The 15,437-nt window shown below is 67.0% G+C and carries 18 protein-coding genes; 9 read left to right on the top strand and 9 right to left on the bottom strand.

Annotated features, from left to right (window positions below; genetic code table 11):
- Nucleotides 1–72: 72 nt before the first annotated feature.
- Nucleotides 73–1,500 carry a carotenoid oxygenase family protein gene (locus QW845_RS25495; RefSeq protein WP_315804275.1) on the bottom strand — a complete coding sequence of 476 codons (1,428 nt, stop codon included), beginning with the start codon at nt 1,498–1,500 and terminating at the stop codon, nt 73–75.
- Between the two features lie 121 nt (nt 1,501–1,621).
- Between QW845_RS25495 and QW845_RS25490 the strand changes: the two genes are divergently transcribed.
- The 3 genes from QW845_RS25490 to QW845_RS25480 all read left to right on the top strand — a co-directional run bounded on the left by QW845_RS25490 (nt 1,622) and on the right by QW845_RS25480 (nt 3,571).
- Nucleotides 1,622–2,338, top strand: a complete 717-nt coding sequence (locus QW845_RS25490; protein WP_315804274.1) for a TetR/AcrR family transcriptional regulator — start codon at nt 1,622–1,624, stop codon at nt 2,336–2,338.
- A gap of 45 nt (nt 2,339–2,383) precedes the next feature.
- Nucleotides 2,384–2,668, top strand: coding sequence for a hypothetical protein (locus tag QW845_RS25485; protein ID WP_315804273.1), 285 nt, complete (start codon nt 2,384–2,386; stop codon nt 2,666–2,668).
- Nucleotides 2,669–2,905: 237 nt separating this feature from the next.
- On the top strand, nt 2,906–3,571 hold the full coding sequence (locus QW845_RS25480) for an SET domain-containing protein (protein WP_315804272.1): 666 nt from the start codon (nt 2,906–2,908) through the stop codon (nt 3,569–3,571).
- A 26-nt stretch (nt 3,572–3,597) separates the two neighbouring features.
- On the opposite strand, the gene QW845_RS25475 is transcribed toward QW845_RS25480, so the two are convergent.
- The 3 genes from QW845_RS25475 to QW845_RS25465 form a co-directional block, all read right to left on the bottom strand.
- Nucleotides 3,598–4,215: a class I SAM-dependent methyltransferase gene (locus QW845_RS25475; RefSeq protein ID WP_315804271.1), complete on the bottom strand. Its 618-nt coding sequence runs from the start codon at nt 4,213–4,215 to the stop codon at nt 3,598–3,600.
- 118 nt (nt 4,216–4,333) lie between these two features.
- The gene (locus QW845_RS25470; protein WP_315804270.1) at nt 4,334–4,732 is read right to left on the bottom strand and encodes a hypothetical protein; all 399 of its coding nucleotides are present in this window, start codon (nt 4,730–4,732) and stop codon (nt 4,334–4,336) included.
- Between the two features lie 27 nt (nt 4,733–4,759).
- Complete coding sequence (locus tag QW845_RS25465; RefSeq protein WP_315804269.1) at nt 4,760–4,990, bottom strand: hypothetical protein; 231 nt, start codon at nt 4,988–4,990, stop codon at nt 4,760–4,762.
- A gap of 100 nt (nt 4,991–5,090) precedes the next feature.
- Between QW845_RS25465 and QW845_RS25460 the strand changes: the two genes are divergently transcribed.
- Together QW845_RS25460 and QW845_RS25455 are read left to right on the top strand one after the other, a co-directional pair.
- Nucleotides 5,091–5,909, top strand: coding sequence for a helix-turn-helix transcriptional regulator (locus QW845_RS25460; protein ID WP_315804268.1), 819 nt, complete (start codon nt 5,091–5,093; stop codon nt 5,907–5,909).
- Nucleotides 5,910–5,975: 66 nt separating this feature from the next.
- Nucleotides 5,976–6,641, top strand: coding sequence for a DsbA family oxidoreductase (locus QW845_RS25455; RefSeq protein ID WP_315804267.1), 666 nt, complete (start codon nt 5,976–5,978; stop codon nt 6,639–6,641).
- Here QW845_RS25455 and QW845_RS25450 read toward each other — a convergent pair.
- From QW845_RS25450 to QW845_RS25440, 3 genes are all read right to left on the bottom strand, one after another.
- Nucleotides 6,619–7,854, bottom strand: a complete 1,236-nt coding sequence (locus QW845_RS25450; RefSeq protein WP_409997965.1) for a GNAT family N-acetyltransferase — start codon at nt 7,852–7,854, stop codon at nt 6,619–6,621. The genes QW845_RS25455 and QW845_RS25450 overlap by 23 nt on opposite strands.
- A 139-nt stretch (nt 7,855–7,993) precedes the next feature.
- Nucleotides 7,994–9,040: an HD-GYP domain-containing protein gene (locus QW845_RS25445; protein WP_315804266.1), complete on the bottom strand. Its 1,047-nt coding sequence runs from the start codon at nt 9,038–9,040 to the stop codon at nt 7,994–7,996.
- Nucleotides 9,041–9,250: 210 nt separating this feature from the next.
- Entirely contained in the window at nt 9,251–9,640 is a 390-nt protein-coding gene (locus tag QW845_RS25440) for a hypothetical protein (protein WP_315804265.1), read from the bottom strand.
- A 250-nt stretch (nt 9,641–9,890) separates the two neighbouring features.
- On the opposite strand from QW845_RS25440, the gene QW845_RS25435 reads away from it, so the two are divergent.
- Both QW845_RS25435 and QW845_RS25430 read left to right on the top strand, forming a co-directional pair.
- Entirely contained in the window at nt 9,891–11,375 is a 1,485-nt protein-coding gene (locus QW845_RS25435) for a caspase family protein (protein ID WP_315804264.1), read from the top strand.
- Between the two features lie 278 nt (nt 11,376–11,653).
- Nucleotides 11,654–13,627: a pyrroloquinoline quinone-dependent dehydrogenase gene (locus tag QW845_RS25430; RefSeq protein WP_315804263.1), complete on the top strand. Its 1,974-nt coding sequence runs from the start codon at nt 11,654–11,656 to the stop codon at nt 13,625–13,627.
- A 16-nt stretch (nt 13,628–13,643) separates the two neighbouring features.
- Here the strand turns inward: QW845_RS25430 and QW845_RS25425 are convergent, their stop codons facing one another.
- Together QW845_RS25425 and QW845_RS25420 are read right to left on the bottom strand one after the other, a co-directional pair.
- Entirely contained in the window at nt 13,644–13,895 is a 252-nt protein-coding gene (locus QW845_RS25425; RefSeq protein WP_315716061.1) for a PilZ domain-containing protein, read from the bottom strand.
- A 147-nt stretch (nt 13,896–14,042) separates the two neighbouring features.
- The gene (locus QW845_RS25420; protein ID WP_409997964.1) at nt 14,043–14,501 is read right to left on the bottom strand and encodes a PaaI family thioesterase; all 459 of its coding nucleotides are present in this window, start codon (nt 14,499–14,501) and stop codon (nt 14,043–14,045) included.
- Between the two features lie 254 nt (nt 14,502–14,755).
- Between QW845_RS25420 and QW845_RS25415 the strand changes: the two genes are divergently transcribed.
- Both QW845_RS25415 and QW845_RS25410 read left to right on the top strand, forming a co-directional pair.
- Nucleotides 14,756–15,052 carry a hypothetical protein gene (locus QW845_RS25415; protein ID WP_315804261.1) on the top strand — a complete coding sequence of 99 codons (297 nt, stop codon included), beginning with the start codon at nt 14,756–14,758 and terminating at the stop codon, nt 15,050–15,052.
- A 111-nt stretch (nt 15,053–15,163) separates the two neighbouring features.
- Complete coding sequence (locus QW845_RS25410) at nt 15,164–15,409, top strand: hypothetical protein (protein WP_315804260.1); 246 nt, start codon at nt 15,164–15,166, stop codon at nt 15,407–15,409.
- Nucleotides 15,410–15,437 lie beyond the last annotated feature (28 nt).

Genomic DNA, 15,437 nt, shown 5'->3' with positions numbered 1-15,437 from the left:
CCGTACGGCGTCGGGTCAAGCAAATCTTGACAGTGTCAAAATCTTGTGACTTCGCAATTTACCCAAGGCTTTTCAATGCCTTGGATCGTCAGCCCCGACCCAATTGCCGTGGAAGCCGTCAGGCACGCGATGGCCGAGATGCACCAGTGCCACCGGCCCATTGCCGATGTCGGTGGCGTTGAACACCGCGAGGTCGGACGTGTTGCTCTCGGCGCGCCAGACCACCGTGAGCAGCCAGCCGTCGCCTTCGGCGGCATCGCGGCTGCGCGGCACGAACACCGGCTCGGACAGGGTGTCGCCAGCGGGCAGCAGGTGCGTCGCCCGGCGCGTGCCGGCGCCGTCGACATGGGCGAGCCCGGACAGCGCGCCGAACTGTGGCCCGTCGGGATTGGCGCAGGCGTACCAGCCATGTTGGCTGGCGAGACCGGCGCGGCGGTCGTCGATGCGGGGGAATTCGCCGGTGAGGTCGTCGAGATAGCTCTGCGAGAAGCGGTCGGTGTTGCCGGCGAGGTCGAAGCTCCAGCGGCACAGCCGCGCGACCGACTTGGCCGGATCGGTCGGGCGCCCGTCGGGATGCGGAAACAGCGGCGCTTCCTCGAACTGCATCACGTCGGCGACGATGCGGTTGCCGTCCTCCCAGGCGTTCATGATGTGGAAGACGTAGCAGGCGTCACCGCGAAACCAGACGATGTCCTTGATGTCGCCGCTGCGCTTCATCACACCGACATAGGCGCCCTTGTCGGGCTCCCAGGCATAAGGCGGCCTGCCGGACATTGCGCGCTCGATGCTGCCGGTGAGCGGCAGGATTGGAAACAGCACGTGGTTGGCCGTGACGATGAAGTCGTGCACCATGCTGGCATAGGGCGCCTCGAAACGATCGAGGCGCGTCAGCCTGCCGGCCGCATCGACCGTGCCGTAGGACAGCGCCGGCGTCAGCGGTCCGGCGGCGTTGTAGCCGAAGAACAGCAATTCGCCGGTGACCGGATCGGTCTTCGGATGCGCGGTGAAGGCGCCGCGGAGGCGGCCGCCGAAATCATGATAGCCGCGGGTGGCGAGCGTGCCCGGCTCGATCTCGGTCGGCAGATGCGCCTCCTCGAGCGCGAGCAGGCGGCCGGCATGGGCGATGACGTTGGTGTTGGCGACGCCGCCATCGGTGACGTCGGCCGGCGCATCCGGCAGCCTGCGGCCGAAGCCGCCGAACAGGGCGCGGCCGGCCTTGCGCTCGGCCTCGAATTTCGGGGTGCGGATCCAGCGGTTGCGATAGGACGCGCGGCCGTTCTCCAGATGGAACGCGTGCAGCATGCCGTCGCCGACGAACCAGTGCGAGCCTGGCGAAGAGAATTGCGGGTTGGGGCCGTTGCGATAGAGCGTACCGTTCAGCTCGCGCGGCAGCTCGCCGGTGATGGCGAGGAACGGCGCGTCGGCCTCGAACGGGATCGGCGCGATGTTGTCGCGCGGAGTGCGGCGCTGCCGGGCTGTTTCGTTCGACGGTCCATTCATGGCGTGTCCTTCCCCTCGAAGCCAGCTTTATCTTTACGTTGTAAAGATAAAGCTACCGGCCGAGAAGCCCGAGGTCAAGGCTAATCTTTACGCTGTCAAAATTGCTTGTATAAGGAGAAGCATGACGAAGATCGAACAGGCAAGACTGAGCAGGCACCGGACGACGACGGCGGCGGCCCGGACGCGATCGCGGCGCGCGGTGAGCGCGGGCGAGCCGGCCGCCCCCTATCATCACGGCGCGCTGCGCGATGCGCTGCTCGAAGCGGCCGAGCGCGTGCTGGAGCGCGACGGGCTGGCCGGACTGACCTTGCGCGCGGTGGCGCGCGAGGCCGGCGTGTCGCATGCGGCGCCGACGCATCATTTCGGCGATCTCACCGGGCTGGTCAGCGAGCTCGCGGCAATCGGATTCACGCGGTTCAATGCAGCGATGAAAGCGGCCGGCGAGCAGCCGGGCACGCCGATCGAGCGGGCGATGGCGCGGGCCCGCGCCTATGTCGCCTATGCGCAGGCCAATCCCGGCATGTATGGACTGATGTTCCGGACGGAGCGTCTGGATTATTCCCGCCCCGCGCTGCACGAGGCCGCGGAAGCCTCGTTTGCCGGACTCGCGGGCTCGGTCGCCGCGCGCAGCGAAGGTCCGGTCGGCGACGAGGAATTGTCGCTCGATCAGTCGGCAGCGATCGCCCGCGCCTGGTCGCTGGTGCACGGCTACACGATGCTGCTGCTCGACGGCCGCCTTGCCGACATCCTGCGCCGCTCGCCGCCGGGCACCACGGCCGAAAAGCTGCTGGAGGCGATGCTCAGGGCCACGGTGCCGAAGCTGCCGCCGGGCGCGTAGTTCGACGCACCGGAAACCGGGTGGGGGATCATGCGTTGGCAATGCATGGCACGAACCCCACGCGCTCCCTGGAGCAAGGCCAATCCGCGCAAGCGCGCCGGCAAGGCCTCCACCCATCTCACTCCGGCCGAGAAGGCGACGGCCAAGGCCCGCGCCCGGCGCGCCGGACGGCGCTATCCCAATCTGGTCGACAACATGCGCGTCGCGGCCAAGAAGGCGGCAAAGACCAAGACGAGCGGCCGCAAGCGGGCGGCGAAATCGAAGACCGGGAAGAGCGCATCGAAGACGGCGAGCAGGCGCACATCCGCCGCGCGCAAGACCGCGAAGTGACGCTCGCTGCGGCCGCCCGGCCGACGGACGCAGCCTAGAGCATCAGCGCGGCGCCGATTCGCGCCACGTCGCGATGTCGAAGGATTTCGAGCGGCAGGGCCCCTGATGACCGGAACTCGTCCTGCGCAGGACGCTGCAAGCTGGGGACGGCGCGAAACGGCGGCGGGAAACACCTGACAGCGTCGCGAATTTATCCTAGAACGGCGGCCTCGCGAGGTCCAAGTCTTCTCATCACTCATGCCTGTCATCCCGCAATCCAAACCCTATCGCATCGGCCGCTCCAAGACGGGGCTCGGCCTGTTTGCCACACAGCCGATCAAGAAGGGCACCAAGATCATCCGCTATTTCGGACCGCTCCTGGATTCGAAGAAGGCGGAGGAGGATGCGATCGAGAACAAATATCTGTTCGAGCTCGACAAGCGCTGGACCATCGACGGCTCGATCCGCGAGAACGTCGCCCGCTACATCAATCATTCCTGCAAGCCGAACGCCGAGTCCGACGTCAAGCCGCGCAAGAAGAAGATCTTCATCCGGGCCATCAAGAACATCGAGCCCGGCGAGGAGATCAACTACGACTACGGCACGGACTACTTCAAAGCCTATCTGAAGCCGATCGGCTGCAAATGCGATGCCTGCGAGAAGAAGCGGGCGAAGAAGAAGGCCGAGGCGCGCGCCGAGCGGGCGCGGGTGAAGGCGAAGGACGAGCGCAAGGCCGAGAAGAAGGCGAACAAAAAGGCCGAGAAGCTGGTCAAGGACAAGGCCAAGCAGCGGTCCAAGGCAAAAGCCCAATCGGGCGCGGCGGCTCGCGGCAAAGCCAAGTCCCGGCGGCCGGCTGCCGGCAGTCGCGGCAAGACCAAATCCACCCCCGCAAAGACGCTGACCAACCGCGCCAAGGCGGCCTGATCTGGCGGGCCCGTTTCCGGGATCTCTCAGGACGGCTTGCCGAAGGCCAGCGTCGTCCAGGTGATTCCGGCCGCCCGGTTCTCGGCGCCGAGCGACTCGCCGAGGCGGTTGAGCCGGAGCGTCAGCCCGAGCTGGCGCGCCGGCTCGATGATCGTTTCGGCCGCGACCTCGAACATCCGCCGGCCCGGCGGCACCGGCCCATGCCGCAGCGTCATGATCAGCAGTCCGCCGGGGGCGACCCGTGCCGCGATGTTGGGCAGCGCGCGTCGCCGCTGCGCCTCGTCGAGATGCATCAGAACGGCGGTCAGCATCACCAGGTCGAACTGCTCGTCCCGAGCGGCCAGTGCGGCCAGATCGGGAAGGCTGTCGTCGATCCAGGTGATGGCGGGGGAGGGATGCAGTTGCATGGCGCCGACGCGTAGTGCCTCGGTCGGCTCGACGGCCACCACCTGATGTCCAAGGCTCGCAAACCAGGCGGCGTCGCGGCCCGTGCCCGCACCGATGTCGAGCACGCGCGCTGGCGCGGCGGGCAGCAGGTGAAGCACGGCGCCATGGACCTGTTCCGACGGAATGCTCTCGTAGCGCACCAAGAGACTGTCGGCCTCGGTGGCGTAGCCTTCCGTTCCGATCACCTGCGGCTGCATCGCTGCGATCCCCTGTCGATCTCAGATTATGCAGAAGATGCATTCGCCGCGCATGTCAATCTCGGTTCGGTCGCGAGCGCCGGGCCGCTCGATCATGAAGCCCGGCGCTCACCACCGGTCAGGCCGTGACCGCGACGGTGCTCCGGCGCAAGCCCATATACTGCAATTCGGCGAAGACGCCGGTGCCCACCGCCTGCACCGCGACGAATATCTCCCCGAGCACGTTCGGTGTGACGACGCCCGAGAACAGCAACGCGATGCTGCCGACCGTCCACGCCGCATTGCCGGCGATGACCAGAAGGATCAGCGGCCTTGGAGCCATCTGCCGCCAGCCCAGCCAGCCGACGAAGCCCGCGTAGACGATCAGGAACAGCCCGGTCTCGCGCAGCAGCGCGTCAGGCAGTTGCAGCAGCGTCGCCAGCGGCGAAGCGCCGAAGGTGAGCGCGAGTCCGGCAACGCCGCTGAAGGCGGCATCGGCGAGCAGGGCGCGGCGGAGCAGGGCGGACGAGGTGATCATGTCGGGTCTCCTTCAGTTGGGGGCGGTTCAACGGAACCAGGCCAGGAGCTGACGCCGTAGCCGCGCCGGGCGCAGCGAGCGCGCGGCTCTCGTCTCGATCGCGTACACCTGCGCGAAGACGAGGCTGCCCGTGATGTGCAGCAGCGGCTCCGGCATGTTGAGCGAGCGCGCCAGCAGCGATGTCGCGAGACCCGCCAGCCATTGGCTGGCGGCGGTGAAGGGGAAGGGAAGGGTCTCGGGATCGCGCTGCCTGCTCATCGTCATCTCCTGTGGTGAGGACGATGACCTGCGCCGGGAGGCATTTCGATTACCTGGCAGATCATGGAGGCGCTGACGTCAGCGTGATAGGTCTCGGATCATGAATGCACAGCTTGCTTCGGCGCGCGCCGACCGCGCCAGACCCGCTCATGTCGGCGAGCACTTGCGGCAATGGCGGCAGCGCCGGCATCTGTCCCAGCTCGATCTCGCACTCGATGCCGAGATCTCGGCACGACATCTGAGCTTCGTGGAAACCGGCCGCTCCGCGCCGTCGCGCGACATGGTCCTCAAACTGGCGGAGCGACTGGACGTGCCATTGCGCGAACGCAACGTTTTGCTGGTGGCGGCCGGCTACGCGCCCGCCTTCCAGCAGCGCCCGCTGGATGATCCGGCGCTCAAGCCCGCGCGCGAGGCGATGAACCTCGTGCTCAAGGCGCACGAGCCCAACCCTGCGCTGGCGATCGACCGGCACTGGAACCTGGTCGCGGCGAACCGCATGATCGCGCCGCTGCTGACAGGGGTCTCCGAGCGGCTGCTTGCGCCGCCGCTCAACGTGCTGCGGGTGGCGCTGCATCCGGAGGGGCTCGCGGCGCGGACGGTGAACCTCGCCGAATGGGCCGGCCATCTGCTGGAGCGATTGCACCGGCAATGCGAGGCCACCGCGGATGCGGATCTGCTGAAGCTCTATGAGGAGCTGAAGTCCTATCCATTCCCCGCGCGATCGGCGCCGCTCGCGGCCGACAGCGTCGCGATCCCATTGCGGCTTCGGGTCGGCGATGACGTGCTGAGCTTCTTCTCGACGACGATGGTGTTCGGCACGCCGGTCGACATCACGCTGTCGGAGCTGGCGTTGGAGACCTTCTTTCCCGCCGATGAGCTCACTGCGCTCAGGCTGAAGGAGATGGTTACCTCGCCGTGACCCCGCTTGTGTTGGCCGCGCGTGGGCTTATGTTGGGCGCAGCCATGGGAACTTGGAGGCACGCGCATGAGCACCTTGAAGCCGCTGATCATCGATGTCGTCTCCGATGTCGTCTGTCCCTGGTGCTACATCGGCAAGAAGCGCATCGAGGAGGCGCTGAAGCTCGTGCCTGACGTGCCGGTCGAGGTGAACTTCCGGCCGTTCTTCCTCAATCCCTGGGTGCCGCGCGAGGGCATCAGCCGCGAGCAGTACCTCACGACCAAGTTCGGATCGGTCGAAGCCTACAAGGGAATCGCAGGCCGCGTGGTCGCGGCCGCGGAGCAGGAGGGGCTGAGCTATCATCCCGATCGTGTCGCCCGTCAGCCCAACACGATCGATTGTCATCGCCTGATCCGCTGGGCCGGCGAGATCGGCAAGGCGCCGGAGATGAAGCAGCGGCTGATGGAGTTGTACTTCCGCGACGGCGGCGATCTGACCGACGTCGAGGTGCTGGTACAGGCCGCAGCGGATTGCGGGCTCGATGCCGAGGTGGTCCGCAAGATGCTGGCGACGGACGAGGATGTGGCGCTGGTCTCGGCCCAGGCGCAGGAGGCCGCAGAGAAGGGCATCTCCGGAGTGCCGACCTACGTCTTCGCGCAGAAATACGCCGTCTCCGGCGCGCAGGATCCGCAGATGCTGGCGCGCGCCATCCGGCAGGTGTCGGCGGAGGTCAACGCCGAGGCGGCTGAGTAGTCGGCCGGCGCTTTCGGAGGGCGCGGATCCCGTGCACCGCGCGGCGTGCGATGGTCAGGCCTTCGCGTCGCGCAGTCAACGCGCCGTGAATAAGCTCGACGACCGGATCGCGCGCATAGAGCGGGATCATCACGTCGCCGATGGCGAGGCGTTCGCGCCATATCGGGTTGATCATAGGATGGTCGGGACCGGCGGTGGAGTCGGCGGCGTTGATCTTCGGATCCGCGCAAAGGTGCCGCGTCAGGTCAAGCGTCAGCTGGACACCGGGCGAGTATTTCGCGAAGCGCTCGTCGACGCCGAGCTTGAAGAAGAAGGCGCGATCCTGATGCCGCAAGACGACGCCCGCCGCAACGGTGGTGTCGCCCGCCATGAGGCTGATGATCTCGCAGGCCTCGTGCCGCGCCAGCGCCGGTGCAGCGCGTCGGATGAACGCCGCGTCGCCGTCGTGCTGGATCAGCGCAGTGCCGCGATGTCCCTTCCAGCCGCTCGCCTCCAGCACCAGAAACGTTTCCAGCGCAGTGGAGACGTCGCCGGGAGAGCGCGCGACCTCGAAGCGGACGTCGCCATGCTCGGCCAGCCGATGACGCAGGCGGCGCAGCTCCTTCAGCTTCTTGGCGCCAAGCGCGTCATGCAGCATCTGGTCGCCGACGCCGGTCGCATCGAGAAAGGCTCTTTCATAGGATTGCAGCACACGCGGGCGCAGATCCCCGCGACGAAGCGCCGCCTCGAACGCTTGCATCACGGAGCCTGCCAGCGACATGTCGCGCAGCAGCAGGGCCCGAGCGCCCGTTCGTCGCGCAGCATCGAGCAGTTGCGCCGCAGCCCGCTCCGCGCGCCCGGCGTCGAGCAGCGGCGTGCACAGCGTGCCGTAGGGATGGCCGCTGGCGAGCGCAGGCAGGGGAAGCCTGCAGGCATGCCATAAAGAGGTCGTGGGCATCAGGCCGATGAGACGCGAGGGCTGATCGTCATCCCATGCGCACAGCGCCGATGTTCCGGTGCGGCCGCGCGCCGTGGCATTCACCGCGCGTTCCCAGCCGGGCAGGTAATAGCCGTTCGGCTCGCGCGCACGCTCCGCCAGATCCTGCCATGCCTGCGGTGAAACGGTCTCCAACGGCACCAGGTCGGCGGCGCGCTCGCGCGCGAGCGGACCGGCCTGCTGGTTCCCTGCCGTCGATGAAGCCGTTGCAATCGCGCGATCGATGATCTCGGCCACGTCCCGATAGTCCCCTCGCGGCGCGGACAACCCGCACCGCGTGGGCGACACTAGCGCAAAGCTGACAAGAGACGCTTGCCGCCGGCCAACAATTCGAATGGATGCGTTAACGGCCGGTTCAGCATGTCGCCGGATGCGGTCAGCGGATCAGCGCGACTTCGCGGAACGCGCCGATCAGCGGCTTCTCGAGCTTGCCCTCCATCCCCTGGAGGATCTCATAGGCCTTCTCGCGCGTCATCACCGGCTTGTAGCTGCGATATTCGATCAGCGCCGAGAAGATGTCGGAGATGGTGAGGATGCGCGTCAGGTCCGGGATGCTGTCGGCCATCAGCCCGTCGGGATAGCCGCTGCCGTCGAGAAATTCGTGATGGTTGCGTACCGCCTTCAGCACTTCGTCGGTGATCGCTGCGTTGTCCTTCAGGGCATCGTAACCAGCCACGGGATGGGTTTCCACCAGCGTGCGTTCCTTGACGTCGAGCCGGCCCGGCTTGTCGAGAATGGTGAGCGGGATCTTGGCCTTGCCGATGTCGTGGAACATCGCGGCCATGTAGAGACGCTCCAGATCGGAGCTGTGGACGCCGAGGCTCAAGCCGAAATCCACGGTGATGCCGGTCACCAGCAGGCAGTGCTGATAGGTGCCTTCGTGATGGCGGCGAACGGTGGCGAGCCAGTCGGACAGACCGTTTTCCGCTATACAGTCGGCGATCCGCTTGCCCGCCCGCCGGGTCTCCTCGACGTCGATCGCAGTACCGCCCAGCACGGCTGCGAACATCGAGGCGATGCAGGACGCGCCCGCAAATGCAGCCTGGCGGTCGTCGGTCGCGATGCTCTTGGCTGCAGAACCGGGGCGCGCATCGAGCAGCTTTCCGAGCAACTGATTGCGGCTCGGCGTGCTCGACAGCACGCTGGTCGCACCGAGCGCATAGGCCTGGACCGTCGACAGACGGGATTTGTTGTTGGTCAGGAAGATCCGCCGCGGAATACGCGAGAGCCGGTCGGAGATTTCCTTCAATGCGGTGATGTTGTCGACGTGGCGCAGATCGGCGGCCACGACAATCGCGTCGATGTCGCCGCCTTTGAAGTCGGCATCACCGATCAGTTCAGATGTGAGCGAGCAGCGTTCGGCCAGCATGCCGCGAAGCATAGCGAGCTTGGCCGTGTCATCGCCGACGAGGTGAACGTTCATGGAAAACCAGGTCCAGGGTCATTCCGCGTTTGTGGGCCCCGATGTTCCGCAGGAATCGTTAAATTTGAGCCATTCGTTCGCTGTGCGGTTGCGGATTTGCGTTAGCTAAGAACTAACAATCTGCGACCGGTGCGGTAGTCCGTTCCTGCACGCCCGCCGACAGGGCGAGTTCCAGTCGAGTTGGCGGATCCAGCTCGTCTTCGGAGGGAATTACTTCGTCGGCAGGACGGCTTTGTAGTCTTCAGGAACACAGTCGTCGCGGGTCGCCGCGCGCCGCCGGTCGATGATCTCGTTGTGCCTGATCGTGAGCCGATAGGTCTGGCGCCGGAGTGCGGTTCCACTGGCGGATATGATCTGAGCCCGCACGCAGGCGGTCCATGTAAGGCCGGCATCGGCATGTCGGGCGGATGTGGCTTCGACATCGCGCGGCAGCGTCGTTGCGACGAAGATCGCGTCGAGATTCTTGCGCACGAGAAGCGCGATATCCGGCGCGGCTTCGGGCTGCGGCGGCTCGGGCGCCTTGGCCCGCATGAAGGCCGGCAGGCGCGCATTGCTGTCGGCGGCGCAGCCGGTCAGAAGCAGCGCCGCGAGCAGCCCCACGTGTGACGCAATCCGCCGCATGTCGCATCGTTCCCCATCGCCGCGCGCAAGCTAGCGCGTAGCCAGTGATCACGGCTTTGCTGCGGGAATCTCGTGCAGCAACGATGTCGGGGCGCGGGCCGATGCGGCAAGAGCGGACGTCAACGGCGCCGGCGGTGCGGCATCGTCTCACCGGATTGTGCCCGTCGGGGTGAACCGGGTCACGAATCGGCCCGACCAACAGGGACGCCATGAGCAGATTGGAGATCCCATGTTTCGGTACGCTCTCAGGGCTGCATTGCTCGCCGGCGGCCTGTTCGCCGGCCTTGCTCCCGCATTGGCTGAAAGCAGCAGGCTGGCGCTGGTGATCGGGCAGTCGGCCTATCGTTCGGTGACGCCGTTGCCAAATCCCGCCAGCGATGCCAGGGCAATGGCGAAGATGCTGGGTGAAGCGGGGTTCGACGTGACGAGCGCCGCCGATCTGTCGCAGCGGGACCTCAACAGGGAGGTGGGCGACTTTGCTGCCAAGATCGCGGCCAAGGGACCCGACACGGTGGCGCTGGTGTTCTATGCCGGCCACGGACTGCAGATCGATGGCGAGAACTATCTCGTACCCGTCGACGTCGATCCGCGGCGTGAAGCCGACATTCCGCTGCAGGCCGTGCGTCTCAACGATCTCCTGAACACGCTCAATTCGGTGCCGAGCCGGATGCGCATCCTGCTGCTCGATGCCTGCCGCAACAATCCGTTTCCCGCCATCAGCCAGAACGCGGGCCGCGGCCTTGCGCTGGTCGACGCCAAGACCGGAGCGCCGGGCACCTTCCTGTCCTACTCGACCTCGCCCGGCGCGGAAGCCGAGGATGGCACCGGCGCCAACAGTCCCTACACCACGGCGCTGCTGCAGGCGGCGCGCGAGCCGGGCCTGCCGATCGAGCAGGCGTTCAAGCGCGTGCGCGTCGCGGTGAACAAGGTCACCGAGGGCCGGCAGACGCCGTGGGATTCGTCGTCCCTGACGGAGGATTTTCGCTTCGTCGGGCCGGCAGATGCGGGCGCTGCCAATGCCGGCCCGCGGCCGGTCGTCGCCAAGCGCAGCGTCGACGAATGGAAGCGCAGCCTGGAGGGCAAGCCGATCGAGGCCGCCAACGAACTTATCGTCGGCGACGGCAGCGTCGAGGCCTATGAGGCGTTCGTGGCGCTCTACACCGCGCCGCCCTATGGCCCGCAGGCGCGGGAATGGCTCGACCTCCACAACAGGATGGCCGCCTGGAACGAGGCGGTGCTGATCAATACGGTGGCGTCCTATCAGGGCTTTCTCGACCGCTATCCGAACAGCGACCTGACCCCGACCGCGCGCAAGCTGATCGAGCGCCTGCGCAACCGGCCCGTGGTGACGCCGGTGGTGGCGGCCGCCAATGCAGCGATCCCGGCCGCTTCGGCAGCCTCGCCGGTCGTGCCGGCCGTGGCTGCGGCAGGCCCGACCTGCCCATGCTCGCAGACGCCTCCGCCGGCCCGGAAGTCGGAGAAGCGGGTCGAGGAGAAGCCGGCGAGGAAGCGCGACGAAGACCCGCCCAAGCGCGCCGGCCGCACGCCCCGGCGCGACCCTGGCGACGATGTCGTCGTCTATGCGCCGCCGCCTCCGCCGCGCGTGTATTATGGACCGCCGGTGCGCGTGGCGCCGCCGGTGAGCATCGGGATCGGTGGCGGCTATGGACGGGTGCCTCAGAACTATCCGGTGCGGCGTGGTTACGGCTACTGAAGCTTGCTGACATCCGTGCATCGATGTGGCCGCCCGCAGGGGCGGCCATTGACGTTGGCGGGGGACGTTCGTTCGGGTCATCCTCGCGGTTCTGCCATTCGTCATCGCTCCCCACCACTCGTCCCGCGGATGCCGCCGTCCGTCCCATCCCGCTCGATCCGCCCGCGAAGGCTGCTTTCATCGTCCCGGCGCGCCGCTTCGGATGCAGTCTGCAGGAGGGAAGGGTCATGTCGTTGCGTCGAGCGGGTGCTTGCGCGGTCCTCGTCGGAAGCCAGTTGATGGTCGTGCCGGCCCTTGGCTGGCAGCACTGGGGCGGCGATGCCAGTGGAATGCGGTTCTCGCCGCTGGCGCAGATCACGCCTTCCAATGTCGATCGGCTGGTGCCGGCCTGGGACTATCACACCGGGGATCTGCAGAACCGGCCGCCCGCAGCGGCCCTGCGCACCAAGTTCGAGGCGACGCCGATCCTGGTCGAGGACAGCCTGGTGTTCTGCACGCCGTTCAACGAGGTGGTCGCGCTCGATCCCGGCACCGGCGTGCAGCGCTGGCGTTTCGACCCCAAGGTCGGTGACGGGCGGCGCCCGGCCAATCGCTATGCCTGCCGCGGCGTTGCCTATTGGGTGGACGAGCGGGCGCCCGCCGGCACGGCATGCCGCAGCCGGCTGTTCATGGGTACGGTCGATGCGCGCCTGATCGCCCTCGACGCGCAAACGGGACAGCCCTGCGCCGGCTTCGGAGCGGACGGCGAAGTGCGGATCGACATCGGCAAGGACCTGCTGTGGCCGGGCGAGTTCCAGATCACCTCGGCGCCAGTGGCGGGCAGGGACGTCGTCGTGGTCGGCTCATCGATCGGCGACAACGTGCGGGTCGATGCGCCCAGAGGCACGGTCCGCGGCTTCGATGCCCGCACCGGCGAGCTGCGCTGGAGCTTCGATCCGCTGATCCATGACGGCATCGCGGCGGGACATGCGAACGTCTGGGCGCCGATGTCGGTCGACGAGGCGCGCGGCCTCGTGTTCCTTCCGACCTCCTCGCCCAGTCCGGATTTCTTCGGTGGTGCGCGTCCGGGTGACAACCGGCACGCCGATTCCGTGGTCGCTTTGCGGATCGAAAGCGGCGCGCTGGCCTGGTCGTTTCAGACCACCCATCATGACGTCTGGGACTACGATCTGCCGGCGCAGCCGATGCTGGCGCGGATCGAGACCGGGCAGGGGGCGCGTGACGTCGTGATGCAGCCGACCAAGCAAGGCTTCGTGTTCGTGCTCGACCGCGACACCGGCGCGCCGGTCTGGCCGGTGGAGGAGCGCGCAGTGCCGCAAGGCGCGGTCGAGGGTGACGTTCTGTCGCCGACGCAGCCGTTCCCGACCCATGTGCCGCCGCTGCTCGATCAGCGCTTCGCGGCGGGTGATATTTTCAGGGCCGTGCCGCGCGTCCTGGATTCCTCCTGCGATGATCAGCTCGCGCCGTTGCGCAATGAGGGTCTCTACACGCCACCGACGACTCAGGGCACGCTGCTGTTTCCGATGACCGGCGGCGGCGTGAACTGGGGCGGTGCGGCGTTCGATCCCGTCCACCAGATCCTCTACGCCAATGTCAGCCGCGCCATCCACATCGTCAGGCTGATCCCGCGCGCAGAAGCCGACCGGATGAAGGCGCCGCTCGGTGTTGATTTTGGACTGCAGCGCGGAGCGCCGTTCGCCGTGACACGGGCGGTCGCGATGTCCAGGCTCGGCCTGTTGTGCAACCGGCCGCCATGGGGCGAAATGGTTGCGGTCGACCTCAAGGCCGGAAAGATCCTGTGGCGCTCGACCGTCGGCACCACCGAGGATCGCGCTCCGCTCGGGCTGGCGTTCAAGTGGGGCACGCCGCTCGTCAACGGCGTCGTGGTCACAGCCGGCGGCCTCGTCTTCACCGGCGCGATGGACGCCTATCTGCGCGCCTTCGACTCTGTCTCAGGTCAGGAGCTCTGGCAGGGCCGGTTGCCCGCGCCGGGCGTCGCCAATCCGATGACCTATCAATGGAAGGGCGAGCAATTCGTGGTGATCGCAGCGGGGGGGCATTCGGAGGCGGGAACGTCGCTCGGCGACAGCGTCGTGGCGTTTCGGCTGGCGCGGGATGGCGAAGGGCCCTCGCTATGGTCACGGACGATTGATCGCCCCGGCGGACGGTTTGCCGCCGGTGTGCTGCTCGCGGCCATTGTGCTGGTTGGTCTGTTCGTGGCGTTGTGGCGATGGCGCCTGCGGCGGGCCTAGCGGTCCGGTACCGCCATCAGTCGAATGCGACGCCGATCCGCTTGTCGTGGCTCCAGACTGCGTGGCAGCGCCGCGTGAACTTGTCGGCCGGGATCACCAGCGTGAAGGCTTCGGGCAGACCGACCGGGCTGACCACCTCGACCCTGGCGCCGGTATCGGACATGTTGCGGACCATGCAATCGACCGCGCCGCCGCCGTCGAACGCCAGCCTGCCCTGCTTCAGCACCCGATGCCTCGGTGCAATGCGCTTGTCACTCGTCTCGCTCATGGCCTGTAACCCGGTGCCGAATGGCGTCACCTTTCGCGTCAAAAGCACCTAAAATAAATCACGCTCGCGTTTCGATCAGATGAATCCGGCCCGCGAGGCCCGGGCCGTCGCCTTCACGTTTCGTTAACCCCGGCCGGGCCGCGCGGATCAGAGCATCGCGAAGGCGCTCGACACCATGGCCACCGGCTTGCCATCGCCGGCGCTGGTCAGTGTGACCCGGCCGAAGCTCATGGTGCGGCCCATCCGCACCACGCGCGCATCCGCCAGCACGTCGGCGGAAGCAATGGCGCGCATGAAATGCGTGGTCTGGTCGACAGTGGTCATCGGCCGGTAGCCGCCGCTGGCGGTGACCATCCCGATCACCATCGCGGTATCAGCAAAAGCCATCAGCGCCTGGCCGCAGACAACGCCATTGTCGCGGCAGAGCCGCGGCGAGAACGGCATGCGCAGGATGGCGCCGGCTTCGCCCAGCGGGGAGGGCGCGATGTCCTCGACGATCAGGCCAAGATCCTTGATCCAGGGAGCGAACACGTCATCGAGGATTCGCCTCGCGTCGTCGATGGTGAAGTTCGGGGTCTCATTCGGCACGCGCGGAGGTCCTCCCATGGTCTTGTCGATTTGTCTCGTCGACTTTTGTCGCCGCGATCGGCGGAGCCGCCGGAATGTTGCCGCAGAGCGGCGGCTTGAAAAGGCCGGAGTTGGAAAACTATGATGATGGCACACCGTGGAACAGACGGCAGGTGCGCGCAGACGGTGCGGCCGCGAACATCCCGGCCTGCGGTCCACCGTTTCGGCACAGTGCCGCGGGCTTGGCGCATGGCGAGGCGATGGTATAAGGCGCCTCTACCGGGGAGTAACCAATGAAGAAGCTGATCGTGACGATGGCGGTCGCCGTGCTGGCAGGCTGGGCGGTTCCCGCGATGGCGCAAATGCCCAATATCAACCTTCTCGCCGACGGTCCCTCGAAGACGCCCGAGGAAAAGGAAGCTGAAGCGGCGCGGGAACAGGCCTACAGGGACACCATGCGCAAGATTCCGGATGCCAAGACGAGCGCCGATCCCTGGGGCAACGTCCGTGCGGCGGAGCAGCCCAAGGCGGCGCCTGCCATGAAGACCACCGCGGCCAAGAAGCCGAAGGCTGTCGGCAGCACCAATTGAGATTCATCGCGTTCGGGTCGGGCGGGCTCTGACCCTCCGGGCCGATTGCGGACTCGGATTCCTCGCGGCCCCGTCTATATTGACGGTGTGGCAGCGCGTTGGAGTTCGTCGATGGGGATGCGGCCCCGGGACATTGCCAGCCGGATGGCGGCCCGGCGCCAGAAGGGCGCCGCACAGGCTCGCGACGGCTACGTTCGCGACACGTTCACGCTGCCGCGCGAGCAAGCGCGCGCCAAGGCCCGCGACTATCTGACCCGCTATCCCAAGGCCGGCTACATGAGCGCCGTCGAAAGCTGGCGCGAGCTTCCCGACGGGGCGATCGAGTTCACGATGCGGCGGCTTCCCAGCGCCGATTGAACGATTCCGGCAAGCGCCTCATTCCTTT

Source organism: Bradyrhizobium sp. SZCCHNS3002 (genome assembly GCF_032377435.1).
In the GTDB taxonomy this organism is placed as follows: domain Bacteria; phylum Pseudomonadota; class Alphaproteobacteria; order Rhizobiales; family Xanthobacteraceae; genus Bradyrhizobium.
This window is presented reverse-complemented; position numbering and strand designations above follow the sequence as displayed.

Coding starts and splice junctions, on each gene's coding strand:
- QW845_RS25495 (WP_315804275.1), bottom strand. CDS start 1,500: ATGAATGGACCGTCGAACGAAACAGCCCGGCAGCGCCGCACTCCGCGC.
- QW845_RS25490 (WP_315804274.1), top strand. CDS start 1,622: ATGACGAAGATCGAACAGGCAAGACTGAGCAGGCACCGGACGACGACG.
- QW845_RS25485 (WP_315804273.1), top strand. CDS start 2,384: ATGGCACGAACCCCACGCGCTCCCTGGAGCAAGGCCAATCCGCGCAAG.
- QW845_RS25480 (WP_315804272.1), top strand. CDS start 2,906: ATGCCTGTCATCCCGCAATCCAAACCCTATCGCATCGGCCGCTCCAAG.
- QW845_RS25475 (WP_315804271.1), bottom strand. CDS start 4,215: ATGCAGCCGCAGGTGATCGGAACGGAAGGCTACGCCACCGAGGCCGAC.
- QW845_RS25470 (WP_315804270.1), bottom strand. CDS start 4,732: ATGATCACCTCGTCCGCCCTGCTCCGCCGCGCCCTGCTCGCCGATGCC.
- QW845_RS25465 (WP_315804269.1), bottom strand. CDS start 4,990: ATGAGCAGGCAGCGCGATCCCGAGACCCTTCCCTTCCCCTTCACCGCC.
- QW845_RS25460 (WP_315804268.1), top strand. CDS start 5,091: ATGAATGCACAGCTTGCTTCGGCGCGCGCCGACCGCGCCAGACCCGCT.
- QW845_RS25455 (WP_315804267.1), top strand. CDS start 5,976: ATGAGCACCTTGAAGCCGCTGATCATCGATGTCGTCTCCGATGTCGTC.
- QW845_RS25445 (WP_315804266.1), bottom strand. CDS start 9,040: ATGAACGTTCACCTCGTCGGCGATGACACGGCCAAGCTCGCTATGCTT.
- QW845_RS25435 (WP_315804264.1), top strand. CDS start 9,891: ATGTTTCGGTACGCTCTCAGGGCTGCATTGCTCGCCGGCGGCCTGTTC.
- QW845_RS25430 (WP_315804263.1), top strand. CDS start 11,654: ATGGTCGTGCCGGCCCTTGGCTGGCAGCACTGGGGCGGCGATGCCAGT.
- QW845_RS25425 (WP_315716061.1), bottom strand. CDS start 13,895: ATGAGCGAGACGAGTGACAAGCGCATTGCACCGAGGCATCGGGTGCTG.
- QW845_RS25420 (WP_409997964.1), bottom strand. CDS start 14,501: ATGGGAGGACCTCCGCGCGTGCCGAATGAGACCCCGAACTTCACCATC.
- QW845_RS25415 (WP_315804261.1), top strand. CDS start 14,756: ATGAAGAAGCTGATCGTGACGATGGCGGTCGCCGTGCTGGCAGGCTGG.
- QW845_RS25410 (WP_315804260.1), top strand. CDS start 15,164: ATGGGGATGCGGCCCCGGGACATTGCCAGCCGGATGGCGGCCCGGCGC.